The organism is Bacillus sp. JK62 (assembly GCF_053663455.1).
Map to the genome: position 1 here is coordinate 847,146 of NZ_JBSJQA010000001.1, position 14,657 is coordinate 861,802.

Annotated in this window: 18 protein-coding genes; 14 read left to right on the top strand and 4 right to left on the bottom strand. The window is 47.0% G+C overall.

Annotated elements, in window-relative coordinates:
* Positions 1-61: 61 nt before the first annotated feature.
* From ACWJJ4_RS04225 to sufB, 7 genes are all read left to right on the top strand, one after another.
* On the top strand, positions 62-439 hold the full coding sequence (locus ACWJJ4_RS04225) for a carboxymuconolactone decarboxylase family protein (RefSeq protein WP_031306536.1): 378 nt from the start codon (positions 62-64) through the stop codon (positions 437-439).
* A gap of 192 nt (positions 440-631) precedes the next feature.
* Positions 632-784 carry a hypothetical protein gene (locus tag ACWJJ4_RS04230; protein WP_003151857.1) on the top strand — a complete coding sequence of 51 codons (153 nt, stop codon included), beginning with the start codon at positions 632-634 and terminating at the stop codon, positions 782-784.
* 176 nt (positions 785-960) lie between these two features.
* On the top strand, positions 961-1,746 hold the full coding sequence (gene sufC, locus ACWJJ4_RS04235) for a Fe-S cluster assembly ATPase SufC (protein WP_003151872.1): 786 nt from the start codon (positions 961-963) through the stop codon (positions 1,744-1,746).
* A gap of 17 nt (positions 1,747-1,763) precedes the next feature.
* Complete coding sequence (gene sufD / locus ACWJJ4_RS04240; RefSeq protein ID WP_003151874.1) at positions 1,764-3,077, top strand: Fe-S cluster assembly protein SufD; 1,314 nt, start codon at positions 1,764-1,766, stop codon at positions 3,075-3,077.
* Entirely contained in the window at positions 3,077-4,297 is a 1,221-nt protein-coding gene (gene sufS / locus ACWJJ4_RS04245) for a cysteine desulfurase SufS (protein WP_173612829.1), read from the top strand. Before sufD ends, sufS begins: the two co-directional genes overlap by 1 nt.
* Positions 4,287-4,730, top strand: coding sequence for a Fe-S cluster assembly sulfur transfer protein SufU (gene sufU / locus ACWJJ4_RS04250; RefSeq protein ID WP_007613601.1), 444 nt, complete (start codon positions 4,287-4,289; stop codon positions 4,728-4,730). The genes sufS and sufU overlap by 11 nt, the downstream gene beginning before the upstream one ends.
* Positions 4,731-4,749: 19 nt before the next feature.
* Positions 4,750-6,147, top strand: a complete 1,398-nt coding sequence (sufB, locus tag ACWJJ4_RS04255) for a Fe-S cluster assembly protein SufB (protein ID WP_003151878.1) — start codon at positions 4,750-4,752, stop codon at positions 6,145-6,147.
* Between the two features lie 35 nt (positions 6,148-6,182).
* On the opposite strand, the gene csn is transcribed toward sufB, so the two are convergent.
* The gene (csn, locus tag ACWJJ4_RS04260) at positions 6,183-7,019 is read right to left on the bottom strand and encodes a chitosanase (RefSeq protein WP_173612830.1); all 837 of its coding nucleotides are present in this window, start codon (positions 7,017-7,019) and stop codon (positions 6,183-6,185) included.
* Between the two features lie 135 nt (positions 7,020-7,154).
* Entirely contained in the window at positions 7,155-7,616 is a 462-nt protein-coding gene (locus ACWJJ4_RS04265) for a DUF2691 family protein (protein WP_173612831.1), read from the bottom strand.
* Positions 7,617-7,693: 77 nt separating this feature from the next.
* Between ACWJJ4_RS04265 and ACWJJ4_RS04270 the strand changes: the two genes are divergently transcribed.
* The 3 genes from ACWJJ4_RS04270 to ACWJJ4_RS04280 all read left to right on the top strand — a co-directional run bounded on the left by ACWJJ4_RS04270 (position 7,694) and on the right by ACWJJ4_RS04280 (position 9,989).
* Positions 7,694-8,395: a class I SAM-dependent methyltransferase gene (locus ACWJJ4_RS04270; RefSeq protein ID WP_094247516.1), complete on the top strand. Its 702-nt coding sequence runs from the start codon at positions 7,694-7,696 to the stop codon at positions 8,393-8,395.
* Positions 8,396-8,432: 37 nt separating this feature from the next.
* Positions 8,433-9,548: an NAD(P)/FAD-dependent oxidoreductase gene (locus ACWJJ4_RS04275; RefSeq protein WP_326375022.1), complete on the top strand. Its 1,116-nt coding sequence runs from the start codon at positions 8,433-8,435 to the stop codon at positions 9,546-9,548.
* 66 nt (positions 9,549-9,614) lie between these two features.
* Positions 9,615-9,989: a nucleotide excision repair endonuclease gene (locus tag ACWJJ4_RS04280; RefSeq protein ID WP_007410094.1), complete on the top strand. Its 375-nt coding sequence runs from the start codon at positions 9,615-9,617 to the stop codon at positions 9,987-9,989.
* A gap of 38 nt (positions 9,990-10,027) precedes the next feature.
* Here ACWJJ4_RS04280 and ACWJJ4_RS04285 read toward each other — a convergent pair whose 3' ends face one another.
* The gene (locus ACWJJ4_RS04285) at positions 10,028-10,300 is read right to left on the bottom strand and encodes a DUF1648 domain-containing protein (RefSeq protein ID WP_007410095.1); all 273 of its coding nucleotides are present in this window, start codon (positions 10,298-10,300) and stop codon (positions 10,028-10,030) included.
* Between the two features lie 123 nt (positions 10,301-10,423).
* Between ACWJJ4_RS04285 and ACWJJ4_RS04290 the strand changes: the two genes are divergently transcribed.
* From ACWJJ4_RS04290 to ACWJJ4_RS04300, 3 genes are read left to right on the top strand one after another with little or no spacing between them, the layout of a single operon-like run.
* The gene (locus ACWJJ4_RS04290; protein WP_025285231.1) at positions 10,424-10,954 is read left to right on the top strand and encodes an SdpA family antimicrobial peptide system protein; all 531 of its coding nucleotides are present in this window, start codon (positions 10,424-10,426) and stop codon (positions 10,952-10,954) included.
* Complete coding sequence (locus ACWJJ4_RS04295; RefSeq protein ID WP_146275453.1) at positions 10,951-11,895, top strand: sporulation-delaying protein SdpB family protein; 945 nt, start codon at positions 10,951-10,953, stop codon at positions 11,893-11,895. The genes ACWJJ4_RS04290 and ACWJJ4_RS04295 overlap by 4 nt, the downstream gene beginning before the upstream one ends.
* Positions 11,888-12,478 carry a sporulation delaying protein family toxin gene (locus ACWJJ4_RS04300; protein ID WP_007410098.1) on the top strand — a complete coding sequence of 197 codons (591 nt, stop codon included), beginning with the start codon at positions 11,888-11,890 and terminating at the stop codon, positions 12,476-12,478. The genes ACWJJ4_RS04295 and ACWJJ4_RS04300 overlap by 8 nt, the downstream gene beginning before the upstream one ends.
* A 33-nt stretch (positions 12,479-12,511) precedes the next feature.
* On the opposite strand, the gene ACWJJ4_RS04305 is transcribed toward ACWJJ4_RS04300, so the two are convergent.
* Positions 12,512-13,438 (bottom strand): MerR family transcriptional regulator, encoded by a 927-nt coding sequence (locus ACWJJ4_RS04305; RefSeq protein WP_454021464.1) that lies wholly within the window; start codon positions 13,436-13,438, stop codon positions 12,512-12,514.
* Between the two features lie 196 nt (positions 13,439-13,634).
* Between ACWJJ4_RS04305 and ACWJJ4_RS04310 the strand changes: the two genes are divergently transcribed.
* Positions 13,635-14,621 (top strand): SIS domain-containing protein, encoded by a 987-nt coding sequence (locus ACWJJ4_RS04310; protein ID WP_070082323.1) that lies wholly within the window; start codon positions 13,635-13,637, stop codon positions 14,619-14,621.
* Positions 14,622-14,657: the final 36 nt, after the last annotated feature.

Below are 14,657 nucleotides of genomic sequence, written 5' to 3' on the forward strand. Positions count from 1 at the left end.
TTTTTTCGGGTATTAATCGGAGAACTGTCCATAATAAAAAGGAAGGTTAACGATTGGAGGAATGGCAGTGGCTCAATACCAGGATAACGGAAAAAGCGTGCATGACGCATTGAAACAATATAAAGAAGGTTTAGGCATATTCGAGCAAAAAATGCCGATGATGGGGCGGAAGTTTAATGAATTTACTGAGCAGTGTTTCTCAGCGGATTCATTAACTGAAAAAGAGAAACAATTAATCGCTCTGGGCATCAGCATCAGCGCTCAAGATGAATTTTGCATGATTTATCATACGAAGGGCTGCCTTGACCAAGGGGCCACAGAAGAAAACATCCTTGAGGTCATCAGCGTCGCGGCGGCATTCGGGGGCGGCGCGGCTCTCAGTCAGGGAGTGACCCTCGTGCAGCAGTGTATTCAGGAATTCGGACATACGACGCATTAGAATGAGCAATCGTGTGAATACCGTTTTTCAGATAAAGCGAGCGCCGGTTTCCGGCACATTCGAAAGGATTCAGGGGCACACCCTCTTTGGCCGGAGCAGCGGATCATTGTTACAATAGAAACAAATATATGAAGGGATTGATTCATTATCTGCACCAGCCACGAGAGACTGGACCTTGACTATACGCCTGAAATGGAAAAAGCGATGCAGAAGTCACACGGCATCGGCTACGAGGAATACGGACGGCGTCTTTCAAAAAGGATGGAAGTCGAACGGCAGAGGGAGCTTGAATATCAAAAAAGCAAGTTCCTCGCAGCGCAGCTTAATGAGAAAATCGGTCAGTAAAAAAGGGTGGATTTCCGCCCTTTTTCTGTTTCAAACAGCTTTAATTACGCCTTGATCTTTGATAAACTTTAGGAATGTTCCGGGTAATATAAAAAGTTGTATTTACTTTTCATTTGTTATAAAATTAGAATGAGAATAAATTGAGAATAATGATTATATATTTTGGAGGTATAGATATGGCTGCTTCAACATTAACGATCAAGGATCTTCACGTTGAAATCGAAGGAAAAGAGATCTTAAAAGGTGTAAACCTTGAAATAAAAGGCGGCGAATTCCACGCTGTCATGGGGCCGAACGGTACCGGTAAATCCACGCTCTCAGCAGCGATTATGGGACACCCGAAATACGAAGTTACAAAAGGCAGCATCACGCTTGACGGCAAAGATGTACTGGAAATGGAAGTGGACGAGCGCGCTCAGGCGGGTCTTTTCCTTGCGATGCAGTACCCAAGCGAAATCAGCGGTGTGACAAATGCCGATTTCCTTCGCTCTGCGATTAACGCACGCCGTGAAGAAGGCGATGAAATTTCTCTTATGAAATTCATCCGCAAAATGGACGAAAACATGGAGTTCCTTGAAATGGACCCTGAAATGGCGCAGCGTTACCTGAACGAAGGTTTCTCAGGCGGGGAGAAAAAACGCAACGAAATCCTTCAGCTTATGATGATCGAGCCGAAAATCGCCATTCTTGACGAGATCGATTCAGGTCTTGATATCGATGCGCTTAAAGTCGTTTCTAAAGGAATCAACAAAATGCGCAGCGAAAACTTCGGCTGCTTAATGATCACTCACTACCAGCGCCTTCTGAACTACATCACGCCTGATGTCGTTCACGTTATGATGCAGGGACGCGTAGTGAAATCCGGCGGCGCGGAGCTTGCACAGCGCCTTGAAGCGGAAGGTTATGACTGGATTAAACAAGAACTAGGCATTGAAGACGAAACTGTAGGCCAAGAAGCGTAAGCGTTAGGGGGATAATCATGACATTGGAAACGAAACTATCCGTAGATCAGGAATATGTCAAAGGCTTTTCCGAAAAGCATCAAGAACCTGCCTGGCTGAAAAACCTGCGCTTACAGGCTCTTGAAAAAGCTGAAGATCTGCCGCTGCCTAAGCCTGATAAAACAAAAATCACAAATTGGAACTTTACAAAGTTCAACAAGCATACAGTAGAAAACGCGCCGCTTGCTTCTTTAGAAGATTTAGCTGATGAAGCAAAAGCGCTGATCGATATCGAAAACGAAGACAAAACGTTATATGTGCAGCGTGATCAAACGCCTGCTTTCCTTTCTCTTTCCAAAGAACTGAAAGACAAAGGCGTCATTTTCACGGACATCTTAACGGCTGCCCGTGAGCACAGCGACCTCGTTGAGAAATACTTCATGAAAGACGGCGTAAAGGTCGACGAACATAAACTGACTGCGCTTCATGCGGCATTAATGAACGGCGGGGCATTCCTTTATGTTCCTAAAAACGTTCAGGTGGAGACGCCTGTTCAGGCCGTTTACGTTCATGAAAGCAATGACACGGCATTGTTCAACCACGTGCTGATCGTCGCTGAAGACCACAGCTCCGTCACTTACGTTGAGAACTACATCAGCACGGTGAATCCGAAAGAAGCGGTATTCAACATTATCAGTGAAGTGGTCACAGGTGATAATGCCAGCGTGACGTACGGCGCCGTTGACAACCTGTCAGCAGGTGTCACAACATACGTCAACCGCCGCGGAGCCGCGCGCGGACGCGACAGCAAAATCGAGTGGGCGCTCGGACTGATGAACGACGGCGACACGATTTCTGAAAATACGACAAACCTCTACGGAGACGGCACATACGGCGATACGAAAACCGTAGTTGTCGGAAGAGGAGAACAGACGGAAAACTTTACGACGCAGATCATCCACTTCGGTAAGGCTTCTGAAGGCTATATCCTGAAGCACGGAGTCATGAAAGATGCCGCATCTTCCATCTTTAACGGAATCGGCAAAATCGAGCACGGCGCGTCTAAAGCAAACGCTGAACAGGAATCCCGCGTCCTGATGCTGAGTGAAAAAGCACGCGGAGATGCAAACCCGATTCTCTTAATTGATGAAGACGATGTAACTGCAGGACATGCGGCATCTGTCGGCCGTGTGGACCCGATCCAGCTTTACTACTTAATGAGCCGCGGAATTCCGAAAGAAGAAGCGGAGCGCTTAGTCATTTACGGATTCCTTGCTCCGGTGGTAAAAGAGCTTCCGATTGAAGGAGTTAAGAAACAGCTCGTCTCCGTCATCGAAAGGAAAGTAAAATAATGAATATCACCGATATTCGTGAACAGTTCCCGATCCTTCATCAGCAAGTGAACGGACATGACCTCGTGTACCTTGACAGCGCGGCGACTTCCCAGAAGCCGCGGGCTGTCATTGAAGCAGTTGATCAGTATTACAGCAAATACAATTCCAATGTCCACAGAGGCGTTCATACTCTTGGCACGAGAGCGACAGACGGCTATGAAGGTGCGCGTGAAAAAGTCCGTAAGTTTATCAATGCGAAGTCAATGGCTGAGGTCATTTTCACAAAAGGCACGACAACTTCACTGAATATGGTGGCGCTGAGCTATGCCCGCGCCAGCTTAAAACCCGGTGATGAGGTGGTCATCACCCAAATGGAGCATCATGCGAATATCATTCCGTGGCAGCAGGCAGTAAAAGCAACCGGCGCGGCTTTAAAATATATCCCGATGCAGGAAGACGGCACGCTTTCACTGGACGACGTCCGGCAGACTGTCACAAGCCATACGAAGATCGTGGCAGTCGCTCATGTGTCAAATGTGCTCGGCACGATCAACCCGATTAAAGAGATCGCCAAAATCGCTCATGACAATGGCGCGGTCATCGTGGTGGACGGGGCGCAAAGCACACCGCACATGAAAATCGACGTTCAGGACTTGGATTGCGACTTCTTCGCGCTTTCTTCCCATAAAATGTGCGGCCCGACGGGAATCGGCGTGCTGTACGGCAAGAAAGAACTGCTTGAGAATATGGAGCCGGCCGAATTTGGCGGCGAAATGATCGACTTTGTAGGGCTTTATGAATCAACTTGGAAAGAGCTTCCGTGGAAATTTGAAGCAGGCACGCCGATTATCGCAGGCGCGATCGGATTGGGAGCCGCGATTGATTTTCTTGAAGAGATCGGACTCGACGAGATTTCCCGGCATGAGCATAAACTTGCAGCCTATGCGCTTGACCGTTTCGAGCAGCTGGACGGCGTGACGGTATACGGTCCGAAAGAGCGGGCGGGACTTGTGACATTTAATCTTGATGAGGTTCACCCTCATGATGTCGCGACTGTCCTCGATGCTGAGGGCATTGCGGTCAGAGCCGGCCATCATTGCGCCCAGCCGCTCATGAAATGGCTGGATGTATCTGCTACTGCGAGAGCGAGTTTTTATCTGTATAATACAGAGGAAGAGATCGATAAGCTCGCGGAAGCCCTCCAAAAGACAAAGGAGTACTTTACAAATGTCTTTTAATGCAAATTTAGATACATTATACAGACAAGTGATCATGGATCATTACAAAAATCCGCGCAACAAAGGGGTTTTGGATGACAGCATCGTCGTCGATATGAACAACCCGACTTGCGGCGACCGGATCAGACTGACAATGAAGCTTGACGGCGATACCGTTCAGGAAGCGAAGTTTGAAGGGGAAGGCTGCTCCATCTCCATGGCTTCAGCTTCCATGATGACGCAGGCGATTAAAGGAAAAGATATTGATACCGCCCTTTCCATGTCTAAGGTTTTCTCAGACATGATGCAAGGGAAAGAGTATGACGACTCGATAGATCTCGGGGATATTGAAGCCCTTCAAGGCGTTTCGAAATTCCCGGCCCGGATTAAATGTGCCACCCTTTCATGGAAAGCACTTGAAAAAGGAGTCGCTGGCGAAAAAGGCGGCAATTAAAAGATTGGAGTGAAAATGGATGGCTAAAAAAATGCCTGAAATTGGTGAATACAAGTACGGTTTTCACGATAAGGACGTTTCCATTTTCCGTTCAGAGCGCGGATTGACAAAAGAAATCGTAGAAGAAATTTCACGCATGAAAGAAGAGCCTCAATGGATGCTTGATTTCCGCCTGAAATCTCTTGAGCATTTCTACAACATGCCGATGCCGCAGTGGGGCGGGGATTTAAACTCTTTAAACTTTGACGAAATTACGTACTACGTAAAACCGTCTGAGCGTTCAGAGCGTTCTTGGGATGAAGTGCCTGAGGAAATTAAACAGACATTCGACAAACTCGGTATTCCTGAAGCTGAGCAAAAATACCTTGCCGGTGTTTCTGCACAGTACGAATCTGAGGTTGTGTACCACAACATGAAAGAAGATCTTGAAGCGCAAGGCATTGTCTTCAAAGACACAGACAGCGCGCTGAAAGAAAATGAAGACATTTTCCGCGAGCACTGGGCGAAAGTCATTCCGCCGACTGATAACAAGTTTGCGGCGCTGAACTCAGCTGTTTGGTCCGGCGGATCTTTCATCTACGTGCCTAAAGGCGTGAAGGTTGAAACACCGCTTCAAGCTTACTTCCGCATCAACTCTGAAAACATGGGTCAGTTCGAACGTACGCTGATCATCGTTGACGAAGAAGCAAGCGTTCATTACGTAGAGGGCTGTACGGCTCCTGTGTACACAACAAACTCGCTTCACAGCGCGGTTGTTGAAATCATCGTTAAAAAAGGCGGCTACTGCCGTTATACAACAATTCAAAACTGGGCGAACAACGTTTACAACTTAGTAACGAAACGTACGGTTTGTGAAGAAAACGCGACGATGGAATGGGTTGACGGAAACATCGGTTCTAAATTGACGATGAAATATCCGGCTGTCATTCTGAAAGGTGAAGGCGCGCGCGGCATGACGCTCTCTATCGCTCTTGCGGGCAAAGGACAGCATCAGGACGCAGGTGCGAAAATGATTCACCTTGCACCGAATACGTCATCCACAATCGTATCAAAATCGATTTCGAAACAGGGCGGAAAAGTAACATACCGCGGTATCGTCCACTTCGGACGGAAAGCGGACGGCGCCCGTTCAAACATCGAGTGTGATACGCTCATTATGGATAACAAATCAACTTCTGATACAATCCCTTACAATGAAATCCTGAACGACAACATTTCATTGGAGCACGAAGCGAAAGTATCAAAAGTTTCTGAAGAACAGCTTTTCTACTTGATGAGCCGCGGTATTTCTGAAGAAGAAGCAACAGAAATGATCGTTATGGGCTTCATCGAGCCGTTCACAAAAGAACTTCCGATGGAATACGCAGTTGAAATGAACCGTTTGATTAAGTTCGAAATGGAAGGTTCTATCGGTTAATAGTAAAACCCCGCCATATGGCGGGGTTTTTTTATTTATTGAATAGTGAAACTTCCGTATTCGCTTGACCGGACATGAATCGGCCCGTTTAAATTGTAGTTCTTCTCTTTGACAATATCGCGGAAAACGTCGACTCGGGCAACCGATTCTCTCCATTCATCCTGGGTGTCCTCATCTGACGGATTCATCAGATCGTCATAGCGCACATCCAAGAATTTATTGAGCCATTTCTTCTCGTCCGTTCCGTCTTTCGGTGACCCGCCCATTTTTTTGTTCGTGCGTTTAATCAGGGCATAAAAGGAGTCTGGATCATCGCCGTCGCCATGCTGAATCACCGTATCGTACATCACCGCTTTGGCCAAGGCCGTTTTCAGTCCGGCATTTTCTGAACGTTTCATCGCCGGCTGATAATACAAGCTGTCATTTACCTTATCCTGAGCAGCGCGGAAGGCTTTATCATTGCCAAGTGAGCGCCAGGCAGAAGCGAATCCTTTCAGATTGCTGATGTCATCGCTTTCGTCCTTCGCAAGACGACGCAATTCAGGCAAATACTTTTTCAATTTGTTATTCGGCACCGCTTTCGTGTATACTTCGACTACTTCCAGCGCATCTCCGGTAGCCGTCGTAAAGCCGGCCCGCCCGCAGGTGTAACCTCTTCCGTCATCCAATGCTTCAACATAGCCGTATTGGATTTCCGTCTTTCCGTTTTCAAAGATGCTGGTCAGCTGTTCCGCCCGGCGCTTCTGATCCTTATTCAGCCCGGCCGCAAAAACCGTACCGCTCATCATCAGGGCAAAAAACAGGGTGAAAATAAGAGATGAAACCGCCGTCTTCTTCCAAAAACCTGCTTTTTTCTTCAAACTGATTTTCATTGCCATACCCCTTTCATATGTAAGTTACACACTCAGTATACATGAGGGGTTGTTTTTTTGTTGAAAACACATGAATTTGTCAATATTTTGAATCCTAAGCCCTATCAGGCGCTTCATAAAAAGAACGCACCTTCATCAGACAGACAATCCCGTTCTCGCGTCATTCTCATCTGTAACATAGTCAACGCGGTGAAACCCGCATTGTACAGCCTGCTGAAAAAGGGCTTCGAGCATGTCCGGATCTTTGCAATATAACGTTACATACGAGCAATCTGCAATGAGAAGCACAAGTTCACAGGAACTATCCAAATATTCCTCATACGTATTGATTTCCGTTACCATCCTGCTCGGGAAAGCTTTCAATTCAGCAAAAATCATATAATAAGGGTCTCCTTCCAGACGCTGACGGAGTTCTTGGCCCTGAATGATGCGCTGATTTTGCGGAAACAGGTCTGTATCGGTGTCTTCATTGAATTCAGTATACGCCTCTCCATCACCGATAAACCATGTATAGGAAGAGATGGGGAACGGTTGTAATATATCTGCCGCAAACCGTCCGATTTCATTTGGGATGTCAAAAGTGATGCCGCGTTTCATATGGTCGTATCTCCTTTCGGCTTTTGCTAGAATAATATGGTATGCCATTTGGATAAATATTGAAAGGGGTGAGTGTTATGACAACAAGATACGGAATTGATGCGCCTTATGGAGCGTTTGGATTTATCTTTCTTGCGCTCCTTTATGCCGCAGGCACATTATACGGCATGATTCCTCTTTTCTGGGGCTGGCTGACGGGTGCCTTGTTTTTAGTGCTCGGTCTTTGGATGCTCTTGTATTCAACGGCCATTAAACTTTCACACCGCCATCGCATTCTTGCGCTTTCCGGGTTAAAGCCGGACATGAAAGTGCTTGATATTGGGACGGGACGGGGGCTGCTAGCCATCGCCGCGGCTCAAAAAGGCGCTGACGTCTCAGCGATTGACAAATGGTCAAGCTGGGATCTGGGCGGAAACGGAAGAGACGCATTTGAAAAGAACAGACGGGCAGAAGGAGCGCTGGAAATTGATTTGTATGACGGACTCGCGCAAGCCATGCCGTTTCCTGATAAATCGTTTGACCTTGTCATTTCGCATTTTGTCGTACACAACATTTCAGGCAGAAAAGAGAGGGAACGGGCGATCACGGAAATGGTGAGGGTGCTGAAGCCTGGCGGCACATTGGCCGTGTCAGATATAAAAAATACATCACAATACAGAGCAATTCTTGAGGAAAACGGCTTTCACACAAGAACATATTCCTTTTATTATACGTTTCCGTTTTCAAAACTCATTGTCGCCGTCAGGACTCCGGTAGGAACCGGGCGCTCCATTTGTTAAAATAAATAAGACAAAACAGATAGAAAAGGTGTTACACATGAAGTCTTATATAATTATCGGAGCCGGCATTCTCGGTGCGTCCGCGGCTTATCATCTCGCAAAGGCCGGTGCGGATGTAACGGTCTTTGACAGGAAACACCCGGGGCAGGCGACTGACGCCGCGGCAGGGATCGTCTGCCCGTGGCTGTCGCAGCGCCGCAATCAGGCATGGTATGCGATCGCAAAAGGCGGAGCCCGCTATTATAACCAATTGATACAGCAGCTTGAAGCTGACGGAGAAACGGACACCGGTTATCAAAAGGTCGGTGCCGTCAGCCTCCATACGGATGAAAAAAAGCTCAGCCAAATGGAGGAAAGGGCTTATAAAAGAAGAGAGGACGCCCCTGAAATCGGTGACATTACAAGACTGAAACCGGCAGAAACGAAGGCATTGTTTCCCGCGCTGTCGGAGGAATACGGTGCGGTTCATGTCAGCGGCGCGGCCCGGGTGAACGGGAGGGCGCTTCGTAAGGCGCTGTTAAACGCGGCCGTTAAGCACGGCGCGGCTGTTTACAATGAAGAAGCGTCAATATTGACAGAGGACGGTGCCGTCATCGGTGTGAAAACCGCAGAACGCACGCTTACTGCCGACCAGGTTCTCGTAACGGCCGGCGCTTGGGCGAGAGAGCTGCTTGAACCGCTCGGCATCCGTTTTTCAGTATCATACCAAAAGGCGCAGATCGTTCATTTAGAGCTTCAGGGAGAGGAGACGGGCGGCTGGCCCGTCGTCATGCCCCCAAACGATCAATACATTCTCGCCTTTGACAGCGGCAGAATCATAGCGGGTGCGACTCATGAAAACGATACCGGCATGGATTTGCGGGTGACGGCCGGCGGCCTCCGCGAGATTTTTGACAAAGCATTAACCGTGGCGCCGGGGCTTTCAGACAGTACTATGATAGAGACAAGAGTCGGTTTCAGGCCGTTTACTCCCGGTTTTCTTCCCGTCATCGGCAAAGTGCCGAATATCAGCGGACTCCTCGTTGCCAACGGGCTGGGCGCCTCAGGACTGACGAGCGGGCCGTATCTGGGGGCTGAACTGGCGAAACTCGCGCTCGGGCAGCAGACGGAAATTGATTTGAGCCTTTATGATCCGGCCGGGGCGCTTGAATAAAAAATAGCTTTTGGCGCATTCTTATGATAGGATGGAGCTTTAATGAATAAGAGGACGTGACCCATTTTGATAAAAATAAACCTTCCTGCTCCTGATGTAACCATTACGGAACGGCAGCAGTCACCGTCGGAAAATGAACCGGCGATTAAAGCGATTTACGGTTTCATTGATTTTCACCAAATTCCGAGAGACAAAGGCGGCATCTTTATGTTTTATAACATTCATGATGAGCTGCTGTTTGTCGGGAAAGCCCGTAAATTAAGACAAAGAATCAAAAAGCATTTTGAAGACAATGTGTCGCCTGTTAAACATCACAGGGACGAAGTGTATAAAATTGAAGTATGTGTCGTCAATGATCCGATGGAAAGGGAGATTTACGAAACGTACGCGATCAATACCCTTCAGTCGAAATACAACATTGAGAAAGTATTTTATAAATAAGAAAAACCGGAGCTTAAGGGCTCCGGTTTTCTTTATGTTTACAGTGCCAGCCACATCACTGCGATATGCACGATCAGCAGACAGTAAACGACGAGGAACAGCTGGACGACCTTTTTTCTGAATAACATGCAGATCATCATGAGCACAGGAAAAATCAGGACGCCGGCCGTTTTATTGATTGATGTATTCGGACGGTTCGACACGTCATAGTGAATGGCCATATCAGCAGGAAGAAACGGATAAAACACAATCGACAGAATAAAGGCGAGAACCACAGCTCCCCACAGCACCTTATCATTCATCAAAAACATATGAACACTCCCTTTTTACATATAATAGTATATTAGTCCGAAAAATCTAATTTATCAATATTTTACCTGTTGAATGGTGTATAATCATGTCAATGAAATTTCCATACGCTAGGAGGGTTTCAATTGACTGACAAGAAGCAAACCAGCATGTTTTCATTCTTTCTTTTTATCATGGCCGCCTGGATCATCGTTTTGTTTTTTACCATCATCGCGGCACTGCCAAGCTCCGCCATCCAATTAACCAAGCACCAATCCAAAACCGTTTCCATGATTTATCCGCAAAGCTGGGGATTTTTCAGTAAAGATCCGAGAGAAGACAGCTTGAACATCTATCTTCTTGATGCCGATGAGGAGCTCAGATGGCCGAATAATTCTCTGAAAAATGTCATCGGCTTAAACCGTTACGGCCGGACGCAAGGGATAGAGCTCGGCCTTATGCTGGAAAAGCTGCCTTCCAAAGAGAAGTGGAACGACTTCACGACTGGCCAAGACATTAAGGATACCACATTTTTGAAAATGAAAAATGAGTCTCCCTCCCCAAGGCTGAAAGGGAAAATGATCATTACATATGAACGCATTACCCCATGGGCATGGAGCCAGCATACCGAAACGAAAAGAACCATCAAAAAATACATCGGAGTGGATGTCAATTGATTCAGGATGCAAAAAAGCAGCTCACCTTATGGATGATGAAGAATCCGCCTTGGACAAATGTGTACGGGCTTGCCAGAAGCTTAATCGCGCTCGGCACGCTGCTGACATTGCTGTTCAATCCGGCGTCTGTCTTCTTCAAAACGCAAAATCAAATGCTCAGCTTTTCCGACACGTTCAGCCTGTTTCTGCTGTTTCCCGATTTCCGTTACATTGAGATCGTCAAAGCCGTCTGTATCTGTATGTTAATCCTTGTCGTCATTGGCTGGCGGCCCCGCCTCACCGGTTTTTTTCACTGGTGGATTTCGTACAGCTTCCAAAACTCCGCCGTTACCCTTGACGGGGGAGATCAAGTGGCTGCCGTTTTTACGCTGCTGCTGCTCCCGCTGACATCAACCGATCCGCGGAAATGGCACTGGTCTCCGTACGAGGCGTCTTTTGAGAAAAGGCCGCTTGAGCCTTATTACCGCTCCTTATGCTGGGCGACACTGACAATCATCAGAATACAGGTCGCGATGCTATACTTTAACTCTGTCATTGCCAAACTGATGGAAGAAGAGTGGCAGAACGGGACCGCCGTTTATTACTATTTGAATGATCCGATGCTGGGTCTGCCGGATGCGCTTCACAGTCTGTTTGACTTTATCCTGCAGTCCAAGCTTGTCATCATCCCGACTTGGGGCACGCTCATTGTGCAAACCATTATGTTCTGCGCTTTGTTCGCTCCGAAAACATATTGGCGTCCGATATTGTTTATATCCATTTTTATGCACGAAATCTTTGCCGTTATGCTGGGGCTGACCTCGTTTTCCATTACGGTGGCTGGTATTTTGGTCCTGTTTTTGGTGCCGGCAGAGAAAACAGTAGCTTTGAACCATTACAATCCCCTTTTTATCAGATACAATTTTTTCAATAAAAGGAAAAGGAGGAAATTATATGGTTAAAAGCAAGAAGTCCGCAGCTGCCATGATGCTGGTGTTTGTTTTAATGGTCGCATTAGTCGGCCCGCATGCCGCGGCAAAAACTGAGCCGTCCGTCTCTTATTCGGGTGAAGACATTTTTTCCGGCATCTTTTTCGGACAAGGTGAGGTCGCAAAGCTCCTTCCTGAAGTATGGGATACCAAGGCTGTTAAAAAGATTGATCAGGATGAATTAAAGCAAGTTTCCGATCAGGTGATTGCTGATATTAAAAAGTCATCGCCGGATTATTTTAAAGAGTTAAAAGCGGCGGTCTACAGCGGCGATTATGAGAAAGTGAACAGCGTCATTGATCAAGGTTCGCAGATTATGGCGAAAGTGCTGAAAGAAGAGTTTGACAAAAAGAGCATGGACAAAGGAAAATCAACGGCCATCGGCCAATGCGCAACGGCTGTATGGGTATTCTTAAACGCGGCGGCCGCCATTGAGACGATCGCTCTTGCGGTAGCGGCTATCATTTTGACAGTAGCAAGCGTTGACGAAGATTCCGATTTAGGAAAAGAGCAGCTTATCGCTAATGTCGTTGACCGCATTAACGCGCAGCACTGAGGCTGAAGAAAGAAAACGCTAAGGAGACGAACCTTAGCGTTTTTTTGATTGAAGCATCTGTTTTAAATATGCTTCTGAATCAAAGCCGAGTTCCTCGTCGGCTTCTTTTTTCAGTTCAAGCTGAAGTCGCACATACGTGTCATATTTCGGGCTGAGCTTTTGAAGTAGATTGCTGAAAGGCGATCCTTCCTTCAGCGCGGGCAGATCAGAAGCGGATTCTCCGACCTTGATCAGGTTTTCTCTGTATTCTTCATCTGTCTGCACTCTTTTCACAAGCTGAATGATGATGTTTTTATGAGTGTCCCAAGTGGCGGGGTCTCTCTCCAAAATCCGCTCGATAAATTGGTCATGCTGGACTTTGTGCTGCTGGAGCTGAGCCGGATCCTCCCTGCCGACCAGCTGCATCATCGGGTGTGCAGCCGGAACTTCTTCCATATCATCCAATACTTTAATAAGCTTTGCCCATATCGTTTTTTTCTCATCTGTATCAATAGAAAAGTCGAGGAACGGTTCAAACAGCGCGGCGATAAATTCTCCGAAATCTCCCGGGAACAGTTTTTTCAGCTGAAGTCCCATATACTTCGGTTCATCTATTTTGACATCGCCGATATCATGCAGAATTGAATCGACATTTTCCGCATCTTCCACGCGCTTGATCAGCATTTCAGTCAGTTTCCGTTCCTGCTCAAGCTCTTCAATCTGCCGGCTGAGCTTTTGATGCTGCTGGCGCAGTATATCATGCAGACTGCTGCCCTCTAAGAGGAACGCTTTAATATCACTTACAGACAGTGCCAGCATGCGGAGGGCGGCAATCATTTTCAGCGTATTCACGTTCTGAGCGGAATACTCACGGTATCCGTTATCAGGGTTTTTGCTGACGGTGATTAAACCTTCCTGCTCATAATATTTGATGGCTTTTTTCGTGAGACCCGTCTGCCTGGCGGCTTCTTTTATATTCATTCTGAATCACTCCCTGCTTTTCATTCTAAACGTGTCTCTAAGGGTCAGGTCAAGAGAGGGCGGGAAATAAGACGGGTTTATTTTATATTTTAGAAATTTCAGAAAATATGATTGACAACGCACCTTTGTTGCGATTAATATAACGTTATATAATGTTATATAACGTTATATAATAAAACACTGAGGAGTGAAGGATTTGAGTCAAACTGCCGCACAAGTGAATCACAAGGTTCAGGCTTTCTTGGATGATCTGAAAGGAAAAACGATTGACCACGTCTTTTTCGTCGCTTGCGGGGGTTCTTCAGCCATTATGTATCCGAGCAAGTACGTGTTTGACAGAGAGGCGAAAGCCATCAGCTCTGATCTCTACAGTTCAAATGAATTTATTCAGCGCAATCCCATTCAGCTCGGAGAGAATTCTCTCGTGATTTTATGTTCTCAGTCAGGCAATACGCCGGAAACGGTGAAAGCCGCCGGTTTCGCCAGAAAAAAAGGCGCGCTTACGATTGCGATGACCTTTGAGCCTGATTCGCCGTTAGCGAAAGAAGCCGAATATGTCGCGGTGTATGACTGGGGTGAGAACGCACAGGCGATAAATACGAATTACGGGGTTCTGTATCAAATCGTGTTCGGCGCTTTACACGTGCTGGAAAACCATTCCGCGTTTGAGCAGGCGATCGACGGACTCAATAAACTCCAGACCGTATATGACAAAGCGCTTAAACAAGAAGCGGATCACGCAAAGGCATTCGCGAAAGCCCACGAAAAAGAAGATATCATTTACACGATGGCAAGCGGTGCGAACTACGGCGTCGCTTACTCCTACAGCATCTGCATTCTCATGGAAATGCAATGGATTCATTCCCACGCCATTCATGCCGGAGAATATTTTCACGGACCGTTCGAAATCATTGATGAATCCGTTCCATTTATTATCCTGCTCGGCTTAGACGAAACAAGACCCCTTGAAGAGCGGGCGCTTTCCTTCTCAAAAAGATACGGCAAAAAACTGACTGTGCTTGATGCGGCAGCATATGATTTTTCCGGAATTGACGATTCTGTAAAAGGCTACCTGGCTCCTCTCGTATTAAACCGGGTGCTCAGAAGCTATGCGGATGCGCTGGCGGAAGCAAGGAACCATCCGTTAAGCCAGCGGCGTTACATGTGGAAAGTCGAATATTAAGAACGCGCATTATATTTCACCGGACTATAATGATAT

Excerpts from the sequence above, each read along its gene's own strand:
- ACWJJ4_RS04225 (WP_031306536.1), top strand. The coding sequence starts at position 62 with ATGGCAGTGGCTCAATACCAGGATAACGGAAAAAGCGTGCATGACGCA.
- ACWJJ4_RS04230 (WP_003151857.1), top strand. The coding sequence starts at position 632 with ATGGAAAAAGCGATGCAGAAGTCACACGGCATCGGCTACGAGGAATAC.
- sufC (WP_003151872.1), top strand. The coding sequence starts at position 961 with ATGGCTGCTTCAACATTAACGATCAAGGATCTTCACGTTGAAATCGAA.
- sufD (WP_003151874.1), top strand. The coding sequence starts at position 1,764 with ATGACATTGGAAACGAAACTATCCGTAGATCAGGAATATGTCAAAGGC.
- sufS (WP_173612829.1), top strand. The coding sequence starts at position 3,077 with ATGAATATCACCGATATTCGTGAACAGTTCCCGATCCTTCATCAGCAA.
- sufU (WP_007613601.1), top strand. The coding sequence starts at position 4,287 with ATGTCTTTTAATGCAAATTTAGATACATTATACAGACAAGTGATCATG.
- sufB (WP_003151878.1), top strand. The coding sequence starts at position 4,750 with ATGGCTAAAAAAATGCCTGAAATTGGTGAATACAAGTACGGTTTTCAC.
- csn (WP_173612830.1), bottom strand. The coding sequence starts at position 7,019 with ATGAAAATCAGTTTGAAGAAAAAAGCAGGTTTTTGGAAGAAGACGGCG.
- ACWJJ4_RS04265 (WP_173612831.1), bottom strand. The coding sequence starts at position 7,616 with ATGAAACGCGGCATCACTTTTGACATCCCAAATGAAATCGGACGGTTT.
- ACWJJ4_RS04270 (WP_094247516.1), top strand. The coding sequence starts at position 7,694 with ATGACAACAAGATACGGAATTGATGCGCCTTATGGAGCGTTTGGATTT.
- ACWJJ4_RS04275 (WP_326375022.1), top strand. The coding sequence starts at position 8,433 with ATGAAGTCTTATATAATTATCGGAGCCGGCATTCTCGGTGCGTCCGCG.
- ACWJJ4_RS04285 (WP_007410095.1), bottom strand. The coding sequence starts at position 10,300 with ATGTTTTTGATGAATGATAAGGTGCTGTGGGGAGCTGTGGTTCTCGCC.
- ACWJJ4_RS04300 (WP_007410098.1), top strand. The coding sequence starts at position 11,888 with ATGGTTAAAAGCAAGAAGTCCGCAGCTGCCATGATGCTGGTGTTTGTT.
- ACWJJ4_RS04305 (WP_454021464.1), bottom strand. The coding sequence starts at position 13,438 with ATGAATATAAAAGAAGCCGCCAGGCAGACGGGTCTCACGAAAAAAGCC.